At 46.0% G+C, this 19,498-nt stretch carries 11 protein-coding genes and 1 riboswitch; of the genes, 4 read left to right on the top strand and 7 right to left on the bottom strand.

Going from position 1 to position 19,498, the window contains the following annotated elements:
- Positions 1 to 55: 55 nt before the first annotated feature.
- Positions 56 to 180: riboswitch (cobalamin riboswitch) on the bottom strand.
- A 123-nt stretch (positions 181 to 303) separates the two neighbouring features.
- On the bottom strand, positions 304 to 948 hold the full coding sequence (locus ACRRUX_RS07935; protein ID WP_432528959.1) for a histidine phosphatase family protein: 645 nt from the start codon (positions 946 to 948) through the stop codon (positions 304 to 306).
- A 216-nt stretch (positions 949 to 1,164) separates the two neighbouring features.
- On the opposite strand from ACRRUX_RS07935, the gene metH reads away from it, so the two are divergent.
- The gene (metH, locus tag ACRRUX_RS07930; RefSeq protein WP_432528957.1) at positions 1,165 to 4,896 is read left to right on the top strand and encodes a methionine synthase; all 3,732 of its coding nucleotides are present in this window, start codon (positions 1,165 to 1,167) and stop codon (positions 4,894 to 4,896) included.
- Positions 4,897 to 5,433: 537 nt separating this feature from the next.
- On the opposite strand, the gene ACRRUX_RS07925 is transcribed toward metH, so the two are convergent.
- From ACRRUX_RS07925 to ACRRUX_RS07915, 3 genes are all read right to left on the bottom strand, one after another.
- Positions 5,434 to 5,871, bottom strand: a complete 438-nt coding sequence (locus ACRRUX_RS07925) for a T6SS immunity protein Tdi1 domain-containing protein (RefSeq protein ID WP_432528955.1) — start codon at positions 5,869 to 5,871, stop codon at positions 5,434 to 5,436.
- 626 nt (positions 5,872 to 6,497) lie between these two features.
- A complete protein-coding gene (locus ACRRUX_RS07920; protein ID WP_432528953.1) occupies positions 6,498 to 7,433 on the bottom strand; it encodes a DMT family transporter in 936 nt (311 codons plus the stop codon).
- 213 nt (positions 7,434 to 7,646) lie between these two features.
- Complete coding sequence (locus ACRRUX_RS07915) at positions 7,647 to 8,228, bottom strand: hypothetical protein (RefSeq protein WP_432528951.1); 582 nt, start codon at positions 8,226 to 8,228, stop codon at positions 7,647 to 7,649.
- A 607-nt stretch (positions 8,229 to 8,835) separates the two neighbouring features.
- Here ACRRUX_RS07915 and ACRRUX_RS07910 point away from each other — a divergent pair.
- The 3 genes from ACRRUX_RS07910 to ACRRUX_RS07900 all read left to right on the top strand — a co-directional run bounded on the left by ACRRUX_RS07910 (position 8,836) and on the right by ACRRUX_RS07900 (position 13,912).
- Positions 8,836 to 11,583 (top strand): M16 family metallopeptidase, encoded by a 2,748-nt coding sequence (locus ACRRUX_RS07910; RefSeq protein ID WP_432528949.1) that lies wholly within the window; start codon positions 8,836 to 8,838, stop codon positions 11,581 to 11,583.
- A gap of 264 nt (positions 11,584 to 11,847) precedes the next feature.
- Positions 11,848 to 12,531: a response regulator transcription factor gene (locus tag ACRRUX_RS07905; protein WP_432528947.1), complete on the top strand. Its 684-nt coding sequence runs from the start codon at positions 11,848 to 11,850 to the stop codon at positions 12,529 to 12,531.
- Entirely contained in the window at positions 12,521 to 13,912 is a 1,392-nt protein-coding gene (locus ACRRUX_RS07900) for a sensor histidine kinase (protein ID WP_432528944.1), read from the top strand. The genes ACRRUX_RS07905 and ACRRUX_RS07900 overlap by 11 nt, the downstream gene beginning before the upstream one ends.
- 149 nt (positions 13,913 to 14,061) lie before the next feature.
- Here the strand turns inward: ACRRUX_RS07900 and ACRRUX_RS07895 are convergent, their stop codons facing one another.
- The 3 genes from ACRRUX_RS07895 to ACRRUX_RS07885 form a co-directional block, all read right to left on the bottom strand.
- Complete coding sequence (locus ACRRUX_RS07895) at positions 14,062 to 16,842, bottom strand: TonB-dependent receptor domain-containing protein (RefSeq protein WP_432528942.1); 2,781 nt, start codon at positions 16,840 to 16,842, stop codon at positions 14,062 to 14,064.
- A gap of 461 nt (positions 16,843 to 17,303) precedes the next feature.
- On the bottom strand, positions 17,304 to 17,720 hold the full coding sequence (locus tag ACRRUX_RS07890; protein ID WP_432528940.1) for a hypothetical protein: 417 nt from the start codon (positions 17,718 to 17,720) through the stop codon (positions 17,304 to 17,306).
- Between the two features lie 230 nt (positions 17,721 to 17,950).
- Entirely contained in the window at positions 17,951 to 19,183 is a 1,233-nt protein-coding gene (locus ACRRUX_RS07885; RefSeq protein WP_432528938.1) for a serine/threonine protein kinase, read from the bottom strand.
- Between the last annotated feature and the right edge of the window lie 315 nt (positions 19,184 to 19,498).

Genomic DNA, 19,498 nt, shown 5'->3' with positions numbered 1-19,498 from the left:
CCCGCCCGGGGTGTAAATTAAAAACCCGATGCCCTGACAATCACGTCAGCATGGCGCGGGAGGGTGATCGGTATCCTGACTCTGACTCGCGGTGAGCCACTACAGTTGCGGGTACAGTCCGGGCTTCTCCCGGTTCCCGATCGTTGCAGTCTTACTGCTTATGGGTACTACCAATGATTTAAACTAAAAGCGTGACAAAATTCAGAACCTTCTCAGTCCCAAGTATGACGACTGTTTTGCATTATGCTGTTTTTTAAACTAAATAGCACCAGTGCCAATGAAGCGGTAAAAAAGATTCCTGTTTTAGCCCGGCCAGTGCAGTCTGGGCCAGTTGCGGTCGTCATGGCGCAGCACTGTCACCTCCATCGCCGCCGCATAGGGCAGTGCCATGGCATTGAACAATCCCGCCTGTTGTTTGAGCCCAAGAATATGCGCCATCAGCACCAACATCACCCCGGCGTGACACACCACCCACACCGGCCTATCGCCCGAGGATGAAGGCTGCGTCAGCAGGGTATCACACACCTGCTCGAACGCCTGTGTCACCCGCAGTTCAAACGCCTGCATGGCTTCAGCGGACGGTGGCGGATTTTCCCAGGGATTTTGATAGAAGGCCTCGAAAGCCACAGCATCGCTGCGGTAGATCTCATCAAACTCCAGCCCATCCCAGTCGCCATAGTGCATCTCGGCAAAGGCATCGACAATCCCGGCAGCCAACCCAAATTCACCCGCTTTTTGCCGGGCAAATTCACGGCAGCGTCGCCTCGGAGAGGTGAGAATTTGCCCCGGCACGCCATAGCGTGACAACAACCCATCGGCGCGACGCTGCAGCTGCATCTCCCCTTCAGCCGATAACGCCACATCCGTGCTGCCGCGCAGAATATTACCGCCTTCACAGGCACCATGACGCAAAAAAATCAAACGTATGCTGTTGTTATTGACGCTCATTGAGGCTCCTTGATTCAGCCCGATGCTTGAGATTTCTGGCTATTAGCATGGATAATTTTCCTTCAGCGACTTGCCCTGTCCAATTAAGGCTGGGTATTATGGACGTCTATACGTTTAAATGTCCAAAACAAAAAGACCCTTTGGTGGATGACCAATGCGGTCAGGGACACACTCGACCGCCGGATAACAGGCGGCGCAGCGCACAGGAAGTACAGCATGGCAAGCCCTACAGCTCATACCCCTCATTCCGCTCAGGCGATTTTCCACAGCCTCAAGCAAACCCTGGCCGAGCGTATTGTTATTCTCGATGGCGCCATGGGCACCATGATCCAGCAACATAAGCTGGAAGAAGCCGACTACCGTGGCGACAGGTTCAGCGACTGGCACTGTGATGTGAAAGGCAACAACGACCTGCTGGTGCTGTCGCAGCCGAACATCATCAAGGACATACACCTGGCTTATCTGGCTGCTGGCGCGGATATTATTGAAACCAATACCTTTAACGCCACCACCATCGCCATGGCCGACTATGATATGCAGGCCCTGTCGGCTGAAATCAACCGTGTGGGTGCCCGCCTTGCCCGTGAGGCCGCCGATGAAGTGGCGGCTAACACCGGTATCAAACGCTATGTCGCCGGGGTGCTTGGCCCCACCAACCGCACCTGCTCTATCAGCCCGGATGTCAATAACCCTGGTTTTCGCAATGTGCACTTCGATGATTTGGTTGAAGCCTATACCGAATCTACCCTGGCGCTGATTGACGGTGGCGCCGACATCATTCTGGTAGAAACCATCTTCGATACCCTCAATGCCAAGGCCGCACTGTTCGCCGTGGAAGGGGTGTTCGAGCAATTGGGCTTTAAGCTGCCTGTAATGATTTCCGGCACCATTACCGATGCCTCCGGCCGCACCCTGACCGGCCAGACCACAGAAGCTTTTTATAACTCACTGCGCCATGTCAAACCCATCAGCATGGGGCTGAACTGTGCCCTCGGCCCCAAAGAGCTGCGACCTTACGTGGAGGAGCTTAACCGCATCAGTGAATGCGCCGTGTCTGCCCACCCCAATGCCGGCCTGCCCAATGAATTCGGTGGCTATGATGAAACGCCACAGGAGATGGCTGAGGTCATCAAGCAGTGGGCAGATGCAGGCATGCTCAATATTGTCGGCGGCTGCTGTGGCACCACACCTGAGCATATCAGGGTGATCCGCGAAGCGATTGAACACTGCGCCCCTCGCGTTGCGCCACAGATCCCCGTGGCCTGCCGCCTGGCCGGGCTGGAGCCCTGCACCATAGAAGCGGACTCGCTGTTTGTGAACGTGGGCGAGCGCACCAATGTCACCGGCTCGGCGCGCTTTTTGAAACTCATCAAAGAAGGCCAGTACGAGACCGCACTGGATGTAGCACGGGAGCAGGTTGAAAGCGGCGCCCAGATCATCGACATCAACATGGATGAAGGCATGCTTGATGGCGCCGAGGTGATGACTACCTTCCTCAACCTGATTGCCTCAGAGCCCGACATCAGCCGGGTGCCCGTGATGATCGACTCCTCCAAGTGGGAGGTGCTGGAAGCTGGCCTCAAGTGCATTCAGGGCAAGGGCATAGTCAACTCCATCTCGCTCAAAGAGGGCGAGGCCAAGTTTATCGAACAGGCCAAGCTTATTCGCCGCTACGGCGCCGCTGCGATTGTGATGGCGTTTGACGAGCAGGGCCAGGCCGACACCAAGGCCCGCAAGATTGAAATCTGCAGCCGCGCCTACCGTGTGCTGGTCGATATTGTCGGCTTCCCGCCGGAAGACATCATCTTCGACCCTAATATCTTTGCCATTGCCACCGGCATTGAAGAACACGACAACTATGCGGTGGACTTTATTGAGGCCACCGCCGAGATAAAACGCACCCTGCCCCACGCCATGATTTCCGGTGGCGTGTCCAACGTGTCTTTCTCCTTCCGCGGTAATAACCCGGTGCGCGAGGCCATTCACGCCGTATTCCTGTACCACGCCATCAAGGCCGGTATGGACATGGGCATAGTCAACGCCGGGCAGCTGGCGATTTACGACGATATCGATAGCGAGCTGAAAGACAAAGTCGAAGCCGTGGTGCTCAATTTGCCCTGCCCGGTGGCGGGGTCAACCAATACCGAGCAATTGCTTGAGATAGCGGATAAGTACAGAGGCGATGGCAGCGCAGGCCTCAAGAAAGAAGATCTGGCCTGGCGCAGCTGGCCGGTGAACAAACGCCTTGAGCATGCGTTGGTTAAGGGCATTACCGAATACATAGATGCAGATACCGAAGAGGCACGGCAGCAGGCAAGCCGCCCGCTGGATGTGATTGAAGGCCCACTGATGGATGGCATGAATGTGGTCGGCGATCTGTTTGGCTCGGGCAAGATGTTCCTGCCTCAGGTAGTTAAGTCCGCGCGGGTGATGAAAAAAGCTGTGGCCTATCTCAATCCCTATATCGAAGCGGAGAAGGTTGCCGGCCAGAGCAACGGCAAGGTGCTCATGGTCACGGTGAAGGGCGATGTGCACGATATCGGCAAAAACATTGTCGGCGTGGTACTGGCCTGTAACGGCTATGAGGTTATCGACCTTGGCGTGATGGTGCCGGTAGAGAAAATCATCGAGGTCGCCAAGGCAGAGCAGGTGGACATTATCGGCATGTCGGGCCTGATCACCCCAAGCCTGGATGAGATGGTGCACAACGTCAAAGCCTTCACCCGTGAAGGCCTGACCATTCCGGCGATTATCGGCGGTGCCACCTGCTCGAAAATCCATACCGCGGTGAAGATTGCGCCCCATGCCCCCCATGGCGCCATCTATATTCCGGATGCCTCCCGTGCCGTACCCATGGTCAGCAAGCTGATTAACAACCAAAGCCGTCAGGCCACCATAGATGCCATCTATGAGGAATATGACGCGATGCGTGAAAAGCGCCTGTCTCAGGCCAAGCGCAAAGAGATTGTCTCCATTGAAGCGGCGCGGGAAAACCGTTGCCAGCTGGATTGGCAGGCTCACACGCCATTTAAACCTAAGCAGCTGGGCATTCAGGTATTTGAAGACTACCCCCTTGAAGATCTGGTGGACCGTATCGACTGGACGCCCTTCTTCCGCGCCTGGGAGCTTCACGGTCACTTCCCCAAAATTCTGGATGACGAGGTCGTCGGTGAAGAGGCCCGCAAGCTGTATAGCGACGCCAAAGTGATGCTGCAAACCATCATCGAGGAAAAGTGGTTGACGGCCAAAGGGGTTATCGGCCTGTTCCCGGCCAATACCGTTAACCATGACGACATTGAGCTCTATACCGATGAAACCCGCTCAGAGGTACTGCTGACCACTCACCACCTGCGGATGCAGATAGAGCGGGTCGGCAACGACAACTTCTGTCTGGCAGACTTTGTCGCGCCCAAAGACTCAGGCGTGGCCGACTACACGGGTGGCTTTGCAGTAACCGCAGGCCATGGCATAGATGCGCATCTTGAGCGCTTTGAAGCCAATCACGATGACTACAACGCCATCATGCTCAAGGTACTGGCTGACCGTCTGGCCGAGGCCTTTGCCGAGCGCATGCACGAGCGCGTCCGTAAAGAGTTCTGGGGTTATGCTGCCGAGGAAGCTCTGGATAACGAGGCGCTTATCCGCGAGAAGTATAAAGGCATACGTCCTGCTCCCGGCTACCCTGCCTGTCCGGACCACACCGAAAAAGGCCTGCTGTGGGAGCTGCTTAAGCCCGACGAGTGTATTGACTTGAAGATCACCGAGAGCTTTGCCATGTACCCCACTGCCGCAGTCTCCGGCTGGTATTTTGCCCACCCTAAGTCCCGCTACTTTGGCGTCACCAATGTGGGCCGGGATCAGGTGGAAGATTATGCGGCTCGCAAGGGCATGAGTGTGAGCGAGGTGGAGAAGTGGTTGCAGCCAGTGTTGGATTACGATGTTGAGTGATCGCCTGCACCCTTGGTGAATGTCCAAACTTTGTTTGGAATAACCCGGAGGGTTAGTCGCTTTTCAAGCGACAAAAGTCGTGGGCTTCCAGCCCACACCCGGGTCAGGGGTATTGCTCGTCCGTTAAACAACATCCATGTTTAACGGCCAGCTTGCCCTCCATGGCTCTCGCTCATGAACGTGTTTGCCTGAGGCAAACATTCGCCCTAACAACCCCAAGGACGCCCCAACCGAAGTTGTTATCCATCGTGCATTGCATTCAATTGACGTGACCTGCGTCGATTCACCGTCCCTGGCTCAGCGCCGCTTATGTCATCATCCATGATGACATCCACTATTGAATCCAATCCCCTCCGGCAACTTTGGACGGGGACTCAGTGCAACCTTCAACCTTCGATTAACCAACAAAGGGACATTAGTTACTTTGGGCTAGTGGGATAACGCCTCAAACACCGGCTTGGTGAAGTTGGCGGCTTTTTTGGAACAAAAAAGGTGACAGCTTTACCAAGTCCGCGTGCTTTGATTTGTTATGCGATTTCACGGCACCACCTTTAGTTCAATTTGAGCCCCATCAGGAAGCTCTTCAATTTGTTTGCCGAGATCACCGGAAAACCGAATGATTTCTAGCAGCGGCGCAACCTTAACATTTGAGCCACCATACTCGCCGCCTAACACGCCTGGGATTACCATATGGTATTTATACCCTGGCTCAAGTTTTCCAAGTACACCTTCAGCCTCTTGGACCATAGCTGACATAAACCAATCTTCGAGAAACTCTTCATTGTTAATGAGTGCATTATACTCTTCGATTGACTCTGCAACGATCTCGCAATAGACATCTTCAGGACACAAGCGCCAAAATTTATCACTGAAATCTTTAACGATTAAGTTACCAAACTCGTTCTCTATTACGACCTCTTGAGGCTCTATACCAACCCAACCCCAAGCATCTTTGATTTCGTTAAGTATGCTCATTTCTCTCTTTTCGCATAACATTTGTATAGTGTGCATGCTCGTTTGTCACATCAGACCAGTGAAAACCGTGCCGCTGTTTTGATTAATTATTCAACATGCTGGCAACAGAAGTCCAAATTAAACTTTGAGCAAAAGCGTGCCCGCACATTTTCTGCCTGTCTGTCGCCTGTTATTTACAGTTCAATACGCCCCAAGACTCTGAGTTTAATGACTATTTAAAATTTCCACTCACGAAAACCGTGCCATGCTTGATAACAAACCGTGCCATGCACAGTGAAACTAACTTTGGGGCATAAATGAGTTTGGGGGATTTACAGGGATGTAAATCGAGCGTCTGTTGCATTAGCCAATTTTCACCATAAGCCCGAGGAGTTGCGACAACTGCTCCATGCGTTGTTCTAACTTCAACATCCATGTTGTCGTCAGCGTTGGTTGGTGCGTCCTTGGGGTTGGTAGGGCGAATGCTTGCCTGCGGCAAGCACGCTTATAAGCGAGAGGCATGGAAGCCGATCAGGCCTTTGTACATGGAGGTATTTGTTGGGCGAGCAAAGCCCCTTCCCCGGGTGAAGCCTGGAAGGCTTCGATGTGCTATCGCCTGCAAGGCGATTACCTTACTACGCCGCAGGCTATTTTCCGGGGCGGTTGAGTACCACCAGTGCGATGCCGCCGAGGACGGCGATTGAGCAGAGGGTTAATCTGAGGCTAAGAGGCTCGTCCAGAAACAGCAGGCCACCGAAAGCGGCTATGATGGGAACACTCAGCTGGACGGTGGCGGCAGTGGTAGCCTCAAGCCTGGGCAATACCGCGTACCAGAGGGCATATCCGAGGCCGGAGGCGATGGCGCCTGAGCCAATGCCGTACAGTACACCCAGGCCGGAGACGGTGAATACAGCCTGCTCCTGACCATGATCCGCAATCCCAGCCATGTCTGCTGCAGCAATCACACCATACATTAGCAATGCCAACGGGACACTGCGAACAAAGTTACCGGTGGTAGCGGCCAGTGGTGAAGCTGCGCCGCGTCCACGCAGGGAATAGAGGCCCCAGCAAACGCCAGCCAGCAACATCAAAACGGCGCCAAAGGTATCCGGTGCCTCAACGCCAGGCAGTAAAAACCAGCCCAATCCCAACAGCGCAAGCAACATGCCGAGCTGTTGCAGGCGGCTTGGCCGTTCGCCCTTCCACAGGCCATAACCAATCATGGTGGCCTGCACTGCACCAAACAGCAACAAGGCGCCGGTGGCGGCAGTAAGACTGTGGTACGCAAATGAGAAAGCAGCCGCATAACCAAGCAGCGCCACTGCCGCGGACCAGTTTCCTGCAAGCGCTTTTGGCTTGAGCTCAATACTTTTTCTTGGAGATTGCATGAATGCCAGCGATATCAACACCACAGCGCCGCTGACCATACGCACCAGGGTAAAACTCGCCGCATCGATACTGCCGGACACCAGCGCCTCACGGCAAAGTAACGAGTTGGCCGCAAACGCAAGCATGGTCAGCGAGGTGAGCAGAAACAGCCGGGTGTCAGCAGATGTTGAGGCAGTATGTGGCTGTTTAATCATTGGCATTTTCCGGTTATTCAGGCACGTAAACTGACCCGGAAATTGAAAAGCATATTTCAACGTCACTGCCGGAACGACAAAAAGAGCTGGCAGTCCTTAATATCACTTAATATCAGTATCCATCCCGTATCCGCCCCCTTGGTATCTGTGTCCGCAACCACCGTGGTCACCAGCGTCCGCAGCTTATGCTCTGTTGGCATTCAGATGTAGCAGCTACTCATATTCCGCCTTCCATAAAGTCAAGGGTTCAGCAGAACACCATTGCCAGTATGTCGCCTCAACCATATCACTGGCCTCGACAGGCGCTCTCCCTTCAAAAAATTGCCAGGTATCCCCGGCAGATTTCAGGGCGTGTTGTCTCAAATGACCCGTGATACCCTCGAAATCATGGGCTTCCAACAGAAAAATACTGCCATCCCGAAATAACTCCCAGGGCACCTGTTGTTGAGGCTCCCGTTGGTGGTTTTGAAAATATGCCTCACTGTAGATACTGGCTACACCGCTGATTGAAGTGCAGTCATCCCAGCGCTTGCAGCGATAGAAAAATTCATCCTCCTGTTCCGCCGTGCCACTTAATTCCCGATAAGGACAGGATCTTTCCCAGGGCTTCTCGATTTTAGCTTCAGCCAGACCTTGACGCGCCAGCTCAATCTCGTGTGGCTTGGGATACATATCCATCAGCCAATCGAGCCCACTCTTTGCTGCCCCGCCCTCATCTGCAACCGATACGGCCGCAGTGCCCAGCAGAAATACCGCCAGCGCAACCCGAGAGGTTATAGTTAAATTAAATGACATTTCTTCAGTCCCTGAACCAAGTTGTTATCTCCCCATAAGGGGAATAAAGACCCTATTTAACGATGAGCTTTGCCCTTGTTATACAGGCTATCTATCTGCGTAATGGAAGCATACTGGCAATCTCCCTGGCAACAACGTAGACGTAGCGTCAACAATTTCCTTTACTTCAATACCTGGCGGTATAAATCAACTCGGCCCCATTAAGGCAAGCAACATGCCGGGCATGGTGTCCTGCCGTTACCGGTTTGGTCGCAAGCTCTTGTGCTCAAATTCGACGAGATTATTTGAGGGCTTTCTGGAATGCCAGCGCTATCAAGGATACAGCGTCGCGGCCCATGACCAATGGGTCAAATGCGTTGCATCGCTACCGCCACTTACGTTTCTCCGAATAATAACACCCGGCTATAGCTACTGATATTTGCAAACGTCGGCTAAGGGATTAACGCGCTTAAATTAATCTTCCAACAACTCGTTCTGAATGGGCACTATTATCACTGAAATACTCTGAAACAAGAATAAAGCGATTCAACCACCAAACACAGACTCAGATAAGCTTATCGTAAGGTAACAATGCTCGAATCAGGTTTTACCTACCATTGGAGCTACCATGAAAAAAAAACACTTAACAACATCACTAGCAGCGATCACATTGATTTTTTCAGCTATTGCAACCGGAAAAACCATCAATACCGTTGACAATATCCCATTTGAGTATGACCAGTTTACAACAGAGAATGGGCTTAGAGTAGTAATCTATCCCGACAAATCGAAAAACAGTATTACTATGAGCCTTATTTACAATGTCGGTTCTGCTGATGAACCCAAGGGGAAAACCGGGTTTGCTCACCTCTTTGAGCATTTAATGTTCGCGCCGACACCAAATAGAAAAGAAGACTATTTTACGTCGGCAAAAGAAGCTGGCACCCTCATGGCTAACGCCTTCACAAATAATGATATCACACACTATTTTGCATCCTTTCCAAAGGAGGCTCTTGATTATATGCTCTGGCTTGAGTCAGACAGAATGCTGTATCTTCCAGAGGCAATTAATAAGGAAATGGTCGATAAAGAAATTGAAGTTGTAAAAAACGAAAAACGTCAAAGAGGAAACACACCGTATAAAAACTATATGGATTCATTAAGAAAAACCATATATCCAATTGATCATCCATATAATCATGAAATCGTCGGCTCAATGGAGGATCTTGACGCTGCAACTGTAGATGATGTCAAAAACTGGTTCACAACCTACTACGTTGCTTCCAATGCGGTACTTGTTTTGTCCGGAAACATTGATTTAAAGACAGCAAAAGAAAAAATACCATATTATTTTGGAGGTATACCAAAAGGTAAGAAATCAGACAAGATTGAGAGTTGGGTAACCACACTAAGTTCTGACATCGAAGAATCATTTAATGCAGACGTGGAGGCATCATCATTTTATTTTAGCTGGCCATCCCCCAATCGGAGTGACAAAGATAATGACTTATTATCTATTGGTGTCGACATTCTGGCTGGAACCGAGAACTCTTATCTTAATGAGTTATTTATTGACAAGCTAAATTTAATGACGTCAATAAGTCAGCATATCAACGTGAATAGAAACTCCGGATATATCACAATAGGCGGCACCATTAAAGAAGGAGGCAACATTAATGATATCGCCCAACAATTTGAGTTTGAATTGAACAAATTCCTTAACGGCAAGATAGATGAAAAAAAACTCAAACTATTCAAATCACAAGAAAAGATGAAACTTCTTAAATTTAAGGAGCATAGCGCCAACCTAGGTCAAGAACTAGGCAATTCAGAAACCATGTACAATAACGCAGTACTGCCAATTGAAAGCTATAACAATAAAATTAATGCCAGCCCAAAAGAAATAATCAGCACAATGCGAAATTGGTTATCAAAAAATAGATACCTTGCATTGATTCATAGAAACACTAAAAACGCAGATGAATTTGCAGATAAAGTCGACCGCACTAAAAAGCCCGACTTGATATTTAATGAAAAAGTCGATGTTTTACCGGTAGAAACCGTTTCTTTAAGCAATGGTATCGAGCTATCCGTGATCACCAGAACTGATAATCAACTAGTGTCCGGTGAACTAAGTTTTGATTTTGGAAAGCTATCAACCGAGCAAGGTAAACCCGGAGTCGCAAATCTCGCACTATCACTATTAACGAAGGGCTCCCAAAAACACAAGTATGCAGACCTAATGGCTGACATGCGAAAGCTGGGCTTAAGCATAGGTACAGACTACAACTCAGATAAAACCACTATATCCTTTAATGCGTTATCACCAAACTTAAAAGACTCTATCGCTCTACTAAGTGAGGTGATCACTACACCTGCATTTCCAGAAGAACAATTGGAAAAAGAAAAAGAACAAATGAGGAATGAGTTTATCTCAATGGAGAATACACCACAAAGAGCAAGCGAGCATATCGTTAATACAATACTATTTGGACCAGATAATGCTCTAGCAAGACAGCAATCCATTGAAAATATATCATCAATCAACAATGTCGATCTATTTAAATTCCACTCTTCGAACATTCGTCCAGACAATGTAAAAATCAGGTTAGTTGGTGATATTGACATTAATACTGCAAAAAATATTTTGGAAGAACATTTCGCGTCTTGGAACGTCGATAAAAATCCAATAAAGAGTAAATTTGAAAGTGCTTACCAGTCTGATCTAGAGAATAAAATTATATTAATTAATGATCCAGATGCTCAGCAAACACAAATCACTGCAGTGATTGATGCGGGCAAATACTTACATGAAGAAGAAGAATCTTTAGATGCAATAGGGAGCATACTTGGAGGATCAATGACATCCCGAATCAACAGCAATCTTCGCCTCGATAAAGGCTGGACTTATGGGGCCAGAGGTGGATTTTTCAACGATCCCATGACGCCAGTTATTTTCAAGGTTAAAACTACAGTTCAAAAAGACAAAACCACAGAAAGTATAGTGGAAATCAGCAATGAAATTAAAAAAATGCTGTCAACCAAGCCAATAACCGAAAAGGAGCTATCTGATTATATCACCAACGCAACTAAATCGAACTCCTCGAAATATGAAACAAATAGCAGTTGGTTATACGTTTTAAGGTACGCAGACAGATTTGGAGTAGACTACAAAAAACTGGTAGACAATTCAGCTGAGATTAAATCCCTGAATGTCAACTCATTAAATAAGTTAGCGAAATCAAAATTAGATAATAAGAGTATCAGTTGGATCATTGTAGGTGACATAAATGAATTAAAGACAAAAATGCAAAACTTAAATTTTGGCAGAGTCTATACATCAGATACCAATGGTAATATTAAACCAATAAACTAAAGCTAACGATATAAATAACATAGCATAATTTTAGCGGCCACATACAATCTATTTGTGGTCGCTATTTTTACAGTAAACCACCATATATACTGCTCTCATGCAAGAATGCCAGCTTACCGCCTCAAAGCTAAAGCCCACCGACAAACATGAATTGTAAGACTAATTTGATTCACCAAAATCGCTTAAATGTAATATTCGTTCTTTAAAATTTGTACTATTATATATGTATCGAACATCATGATTCATAAACAGAGATTCTGCTGGATGGCTATTAAATTATTGCTGGTAGAAGATGATGCCAGGCTATCACAAGTACTTATCAATATGTTAAACAGAGCTAATTATGAAGTGGATTTAGTATCCTCGTTAATCGATGCTAAATTTGCAGTGGTTGACACTGATTATGACTTGGTGCTATTGGACCGCCTATTAACTGATGGCGACGGAATTGATTTGGTATTATATTCAAATGAGCACCACCTGCAAATTCGATTTTTGATACTGTCAGCACTTTCCGATGTAGCCAACAAAGTGAAGGGGTTGGAGTATGGTGCGCATGATTATATATCAAAACCATTCGAACCAGACGAATTACTGGCAAGAATTAAAGTTCAACTAAGGAGTTCATTAAAAAGTGAAGAGCATTGCTTAAGCGCGGGTTCACTAACATTAAATTCGACCACACTGGAACTCACCAAGGATAGCACTGTCATAGACCTGCCACGAAGAGAACTGCAACTGCTAGATATTTTATTGAGAAATAAAGGCTTTGTAGTAACACGCTCGAGATTGGAAGAAGCTATGTATGGTGTAAATGAAGAGATATTATCAAATTCATTAGAGTCGCACATTTCTAAATTGAGGAAAAATATTTCAACATTAGAATCCAGTATCAGCATTGTCACAGTTAGAGGTATAGGGTACAGGATGATAATAAATGAAAATTAAACACTACTATAATTCGATGAGCATAAGATTGATTCTGTTTTCAGTCATTATGGCCATAGTAATTTTGTTAATTTTTGCATTACTAACATTCGGTTCTTACACAACGTCAACGCGTCTCAGTGACAATATATTCAACATTTTCGACGCACTATGTAAGGCTGGCGCCGCGCAACTTGATGATAATACCCGCGAAGCAATCGACGCCTTAAAAATTTTAAATCCAAATTTTAGCTCGCTAATTAAAATCAACAATAAAGTAGCTTATCAATACAATATTAACCTTGAAAACTCTCCGGTAGACATATCATTCTTTAGAGCCATTTCGGATATCGAAAATGAACCAAATGATGATATTACATTCTCACTAAATTATAAGGGATCGTATGGAAGTGGTATCACAACACTTATATATTGCGGCGACGATAGTCTGTATATTGAAATGGGAGGAATACAGGACAGCAGGTCATTGCGAGAAATCAAACCAATAAAAAATTACTATTCGTCACTATGGAGTATATATAAAGGCTCATTCTATCTATTCCTGGCAATTGGGTTCCTGACTTTAGGAATTTTTATACTATTTCTTATGAATAGAAGCATAAAAAGACTATCGCAAATTACGTCTAATATAGATATTACCAATTTGGAACAACAACTTCCATCTGATAATGTCCCAAATGAGATTGCTCCACTCATCCACTCCATCAATGCCCTGCTCTACAAGCTATCTGTTTACGAAAAAAGACAAAGATTATTTCTTGGTTGTGCCGCACATGAAATCAAAACACCAATAACAACATTAAGAATTAGATTGGAAGAACTCCAGGATAACAAGATAAAATCAGAATTAATTGAAGACACCAGGAAGCTAATGAATTTAACATCTCAACTATTAGATTATATGAGCATAACAACACAGAATAACTTAAGCGAAATTGTTGACATAAAAAAATGCTGCCTGTCAACATTAAATGAAATAAGGTATTACTGTGAGGAAAGTAATATTCAAATCAGACTCATTGATGATAATAGTCATGGCATTATTGTCAAAGGAAACTATCAGTTAATATGCGTTGCCATATCAAATTTACTAACGAATGCAATTTCATTCTCTGCACCATACTCATCAATAGATCTGATGTTAGATGGCAATGATATGCTCAAAGTCCGGGATTATGGTCCTGGTATATCAGAGGATGTAATTGGTAATATTTTCGAGCCATTTTCCAAGAGTCCGCCGAATCGAAATGGATTTGGGCTAGGCCTTGCTATATCATATGAAATATTTTCGATGCACAATGCGACTATTCTAGCACGAAATGCTGACGATGGCGGCGCAATAATTGAAGTTAAATTCTTGGATCACATTCACGCCAGTTAATATATAGTTAGACTGAAATTAAAAATGAGCGAATGCACCATTTCGCTCATTTTATCTTGCAGCAAATTTCATCAATTAACACAAACATTCCATAAAAATCAGATGCGGTTATGCGCCGTGCGAATTAGATGCATGACTAATACTTCCTATTAAAATGATTTTTTAATATCTAGGTAAACTGTTCGCCCATTGAGATTTACTCTGCTTAAATCAAAAGGCTGTCCATAAGAGTTTAGTATGAAAGGCTTGTCTTCATTAAGTAAATCATTTACACCAAGCCTAATATCAGTATTCTCAAATCCACTGTATGCAACAGACCAGTCAACCGTCGTGTATGAATCAACATCTCTGTCTAACTCAGAAGGCAGTCCATCATCATCATTAATGTAACCTGGCGTATAGTTGATAAAGAAATAACTACTCCAAGTATCTCCTTCGAGCCCAGCATTTAATTTAATACGATACTTATCAATTCCACTTGCCAGCCCCAGACGGCTTACACCTTCTGAATTGTCAGTATAGTAGTTATCATTTTGTAACATAGTGTAATAATACGCGCCCAATTTAAGCGCATATGAACTTATTTCAAAGCGTTTGGCAATCTCAATTTCCAAATCACGAGCTTTAGCCTTAGCTATATTAACTGGCATTGTATTATTTTGTAATATATTGCCTTCGCTATCCCTAATAAAGAATTGTTCTAGATTGCCATAAACATCCAGAGGTATGAGCTTTTGCAGTTCAAATGACCAGAGTATTTTGTCTGAAAATGTAAAGTCAGAATACTTGACGTCAATGGTCAAACCTTTACTCCATTGGGGAAAATAAGATAGCGATATAGCATGCTCTACCGAAGTTTCTGGCTTAAGGTCAGGATTACTGGTCTGCACCACCAAACCTCTGACAAGTGGGTTTTCCTGACCATCAATCATTTTCAGTGGGTCAAAAATGAATGATATTCTTGGAGCTATATTATTTACGGTAAATAGATCGGTAAATGATGGAGCCCTGAATCCCCCACTTCTTTTATACCTTAACGTAAGCTCATCATTAACCTGCCAGGAAAAGCCAATAGCAGGAGTAACATGACTAAACTTTGCATGTTTATCCACAATACTGGTCCAATTTCCATTATCATCAAATTCTACTCCCTCACCGCCAGTGATATTGTATTTGTCATATCTAGCCGACGCAATGATGATCAGATTTTTAATAAAACTTTTATTCTCAATAATAGGTAGATTCAATTCCGCAAAGTAAGCAAATTGCTTTTGTGATGAAGCATAGTCAAACTTATTAATAAGTTCGGCTTTATTATATTGTATTCCAGAAACCAATTCTATTGGCGATGTAGATAGAGGATTAGTTATACTGTATCTAATATAGCTTTCAAATGACTCTTTTTTGGTTTCATTTTTTACATATATGTATGGAATGAACAACTCACTGATTTGCTCACTTTGCAAGCTGCCATCACCAAATAAATTGATAGCAATATTTGGGTCACTGCTGGCCAATAGTTCATTCAATCTATTTAACTGTTCTTCAGGCAAATTCAGTGAAGACTTCGGCGGAGACATATTAAAACTGGTAAAATCACTTTCGCTGTTACTTATATTATAAGTGGTATTCCATGTTAGATTTTCTAAAACCTCGAAATCAAATCCCATCACAAAATATGCAGAGGACTCTGTTGACTCCTGATAAGGTTTCTTAATCAATCCAAGTTGCTGTTCACTAAATGGATTGTATGATACATAGACATCCCTACCAAATGGATTATACGCATTGCTTGCCGGTACTAAAAATCGTCCAGGGTTTATGCTTGGATCAGTATTTGTCTTCGCATTGTTGTTGGTAAAATAGCCCTCTGTAAATATTTCAAAAGAGTCAGTCAAGTCATGTGACACTCGATAAAATACACTTTTTTCCTCCCACTCACCGCCTATATCAACAGGTAAGATATCTATTTTATCATCGCTAGTAGTAGGCAAAAACTGTTGCGGTAGCAAATTGCTTCCGTTGCTACCCACTGGAGCAATAATTCCTTGTGATTGAGTGGGGGCAAAATATACCAATCCAGAACGATAGTTTTTTCTGAAGTCAAGACTTCGTGCCGCCGCAATACTTAAATTTGGATATAGTTGCCTATAATCTTTGGTATACCATCCTGTTTTATTTACTTTGTTTGGTGTATCTTTTGAATAGCTTGCCCCTAATGCAAATGCAGTTGAGTCCCAGGACTTCCCATAGTTTAAGTCCAACGTATTTTTTTGCTTTTTTGTATATGAGCGTGAACTTCTAAGGCGAACAGAAAAATCGTCAATGTATTTTTTCAACACAATATTGATTACCCCCGCCATGGCATCCGAACCATAAATTGCCGATGCTCCCCCGGTGATCACTTCGACCCTTTCAATCATGCTGGAAGGTATGTTATTCAGATTGGTGACAAAATCCTGTTGCCCTGGAATGCTCGGTGGTTTTCGACCATTGACCAATACCAGTGTATTGGCGCTCCCCATTCCTCTCAGATTTGCGGCTGATGCACCGAAACTCGATACACCTAAACCCAGTTCATCGATTCCGTTGATTTGTGGCGTGGCGCTCGAATTACGGCTCAGGGTTGCATGATTTTGCGGAAGAGACCGAATTATGTCTTCTGCGTTCAGTAATCCCTTCGCAGCGATCATTTCTGAGGTAATAACCGTGACTTTCACACTTGGGTCGCCGCCAGAAAGACGAGAGCCCACAACCTCAATGACTTCATCTACTGCGTCTTTTCTTTCATTTGATTCAGTAACTTTTTTCTCTTCATAATGTTTATCTTGGTTGCTGTTAACCACTTTATGCTGAGAAGAAAAAGCACTCGTCATATTTAATAAACTTGCGGAAATTATAAAGGGGGTTATTGCATGTTTGTAGTTCATTGCCTCTCACCTTTGTTATCGTTCTATGCATAAGGTCGTTACAACCACCAATGGTGGTGCAGCATGCGTAACAAAGATTGGTTTACCCCATAACCCTTACTAAAACCTTACCTGTAAACCGAGATGGTCTAGATATCTTTAGGAAGTTTAGCACCTCTGATTGAGGCAAAATCGGCGTGTTTAAAAGGTATATTGCAGTGCAGTTGGGTTGCCGGTGACGCAGCATCATCCCCGTCGGACTTACTAGGGCACAACCCGTTTCCTGGCCGTGTTGAATTCATCAACCAAGCTCAAGACAGACATATAAATGCTTTTTATTCAGCAAGATAGGTCAGATAAATACCATGCTTGATGTGACAGTCACCAAGATCTTCTTTATTCACTATCCAATTCAGGATGGTCCACTTTAAATCAGTACATCGTTAATCATGTCGCGCAATGATAAATGAACTCGCAGACATTTAACTTAATGAACTATCAAAGCTCTTAAGCGATCGCAGAAACAATCCCAGTCCGCCGAAGCTGAGCACCAGAATCACGATAAGGTCGAAGGCAGTCATGGCGCGCAGGCTGAAATGTACTGAGGTAATCACGCCAAACAGCAGCGCAGCGAGGGAGCCGAAGGTCAGCAGCCAACCCAAGGGATTGCGGGCGTTGAAGAACATAATGCCAACGCCGAAAATGAAGGGCACCATCACCATGCCTGTGGTGATGCTGACGTTAAATCCCCCCGCCTGAAACCCATACAGCGTCATCCCCATGCCAAAGCTGGAGCGCACCTGGATGGCACTGAGCAGCAAATATAATCCGATTATCATCATGGCAAGGCCGATAAAAAAATGCCCCAATCCACCACTGCTGCCGCCGGCTCCACGCATCTCCAACTCCTTGTCACTCAAGTCCTGATAGTCTTGTCTCAATCCGTATCTACCGACCTATACCCGCATCCACTGACCGATAAATACCGATTTGTTAAAAGTTACCTTAATTCATTTAAGAGCGCATCAGGCTAATTTCCCATAAAAAAGCCCCGGCGGGGCTGCCGGGGCTTTTGACCATGATGCAATCAGGGAGCTTGACTCACATCATGGCTGTTTGACCTGAACTATCAATATTCCCAGTGCTCAACGTTGTGGCTGCCTGCGAACTGATTATTAAAGTAGTTTTCACAGGTACCTTCACGGTGAACGTCTGCAGTGGCGCAGTGCAGGCCGCCGCCGAAGGCGTAGGCATCACGCAGATCCACAGGGATAACTTCAAAGCCCAACTTGTCGAACTGTTCCATCTGGCCGGTTTCAGTGGCTTCGACGCACACTGTCTTGTGATCCAGGATCAGGGTGTTCATGGACAGCCAGGTACTGGAGTAGCACAGTGGTGGTGGGGTATCCCATGCTGGAGGCACAGCTTCCACGATCTGCCAGTCGTTCTTTTCAAAGATTTCACGCTGACCTTCGAACAGAGGACGGTGAGGGTTCAGCAACATCAGACCAGGACGCAGCGGACAGAAGGTCGCATCGATGTGGATTGGGTGGTTGTCTTTGAAGCTCAGGGTATGAACACGGTATCCCATAGGCTCATACTTACGCTTGATCCAGCGGATACCAGCCAGGTTGGTGGTCAGACCGTGCTGTACGAAGATGTCTTTGCCCAGACGCATAACGTCAGCAGCATCGAACAGGATATCGGTTTCCTTGGTGGAGTATTCCTTACGGCAGGAGCGGGCCATGGTCTCTTCGTCAGACAGATACTCATAGGCAGCCACATAATCCATGCGGAAGCTTTCGTCTGACAGGCGTGGACGTGGTGCCTGCTCGATCATGCACTCAGGATCAGATTCGAAGTATTCACGCAGCAGGTCAACATACGCCAGATATTCGAAATAACGGCTGCGGAAGCTCATTGGTGCCATCAGAATGCTCTTGCCCATGGTCAGCAGACAGTCACGTGGAGGCATCACACCGAAGCCAGAACTGATGGTGAAATCAGGAGTAGTAATGCGCTGGTGCCAGTCAACGGCGCCTGGACGGTCAACGATAATGCCACGCTTCTCCAGAGTCTTGGCGAAGCCATTCAGGCACTCATTGGCTCTGTCGATGGTTTCCTGGGTACGACGACCAGCCTTGCCGCCACGCATTGGAGAATCTGCCGGGATCTTTTCATTACTGGCAGGACAGGCTTCGGGAATATGCTGGTTATCGGCGATACCGACAATCACGTGCTTCAGCGGGTCGAAGTCGTTATAAGATTCAACTTTTAAACCTGGACGAACATAGGGGACACCTGATTCTTTACGTTCAAGTGGCAAAGAGGCATTAGGATAAAGATCATTGGAAATGCTCATTTCAAACTCTCCAAAAAAAATAGAAACATCGTGAACAACAAGGCTAAACATATCTGTTGCCAACATCCGCTACTCAACGTATTTTCATCCAGCCCATGCACATTAGAGTTTGCGTCTGTAATTATCAAAGATATGGTTTTCTTTAATTGAAATGGTCTAAATTCCCTTTCAATGTGGCTATATTGGCGTTATTGAATTGCGGTTAATATCGAAATTATGCTGATAACTGCCGAAAATCTGCTGCCACCTCCAATGCCGGGATCAGTTAAAATTTTTGGCGCCATCAGGGCTGAAAACTGCAGCATTCGCAGGGTA

Source organism: Shewanella sp. GXUN23E (assembly GCF_050865035.1).
Taxonomy (GTDB): Bacteria; Pseudomonadota; Gammaproteobacteria; order Enterobacterales; family Shewanellaceae; genus Shewanella.
Note: the sequence above shows the minus strand (reverse complement) of the source record. Positions and strands in the feature narration are given on the sequence as shown.